The organism is Jiella avicenniae (assembly GCF_021390325.1).
GTDB classification, from domain to species: domain Bacteria; phylum Pseudomonadota; class Alphaproteobacteria; order Rhizobiales; family Rhizobiaceae; genus Jiella; species Jiella avicenniae.
Genome location: NZ_JAJUWU010000050.1, coordinates 1 through 1165 on the forward strand (window position 1 = coordinate 1; position 1165 = coordinate 1165).

Annotated in this window: 1 protein-coding gene; it reads right to left on the reverse strand. The window is 62.2% G+C overall.

The genetic code is table 11. The features are described from left to right. Positions 1-17: 17 nt before the first annotated feature. Positions 18-1078 (reverse strand): IS630 family transposase gene (locus LZD57_RS23935; protein ID WP_233722095.1). Its coding sequence is split into 2 segments (ribosomal slippage): positions 18-586 and positions 586-1078, totalling 1062 coding nucleotides; the frame shifts between segments, so codons are not numbered across the junction. Positions 1079-1165 lie beyond the last annotated feature (87 nt).

Below are 1165 nucleotides of genomic sequence, written 5' to 3' on the forward strand. Positions count from 1 at the left end.
ATACCAACTCTCATTGATCAGAACCCATGCGCCCACTCTCGCAGGCCGATGGACATGATGCGCCACGGCTGTGTTTCGATCTTTCGCCAAGCCCTGCAGGTGTGATCGAGAATATCGTCGTAGGATTTGAAGATCCTGTTCGAAAGCCAGTTGTCGCGCATGAACTGCCACAGGTTCTCGGCGGGGTTCAATTCCGGTGCGCGGGGCGGCAGCGGCATGAGGGTGATGTTGCCGGGTATGACGAGCTTGGGCGTCATGTGCCAACCAGCCTGATCGAGCAGCACCACGGCATGCGCGCCGGGAGCAACGGCGCGGGAGATCTCGCCGAGATGACAGGCCATGGCGTGGGTGTTGCAGCGAGGCATGACGAGGGCGGCGCCTTTGCCGAGCTTCGGGCAGATCGCGCCGAACAGGTAGGTTGAAGCGGTGCGTTGATCTTTCGGTGCCGACGGCCGGGTCCCTCGTTTGGCCCACCGCCGGGTGATCGGGTTCTTCTGCCCCACCCTCATCTCGTCCTGAAACCAGACTTCTATGGGCTTGCCGGCGGCCTCGTTCGCCGCGATTTCTGCCAGCGCGGCAGGGAAGTCTTTTTAAAAGCGTCGAGTTCGAACTCGTTCTGGGCGTGATGGCGCGGGCGAGCCGAGAGCTTGCGGTAGCCCAAAGCCCGCAGCTCGCGCGACAACGTCTGGACGCTGATCGAAATACGGAACTCTTCGAAGACCCATTGCGCCAGATCGACGAGGCGCCAGCGCACCACGCCGTCGACTGCTGGGATCGGACCAGCCTCGATCTTACCCACGAGCGCCTTGCGCTGCTCTGGCTTCAGCCGCGACGGTGCGCCCGACGACTTGCGGTCCACGAGACCATCCGGGCCTTCGGCATTGAACCGGATCACCCAGTCTCGCACGATCTGCAATGTCACGCCGCCGATCCGCGCAGCCTCGCTGCGCGAACCGCCCTCGTAGATCGCCGCCAATGCCAGAAGACGCCGCGTCTGCGCGGCATCACGCGACTGTCGGCCCAAACGGCGAACAACTTGAGCTTCATAGTCTGAGCGAAGCGGAATGGGCGGGGCCATGGCGAACAAACTCCTGTTCGCCATCTTGAATCATATCCCGGACGGGTCGGGAATCCCATACGAGTCAGTCAATGCGGGAATTGGTAT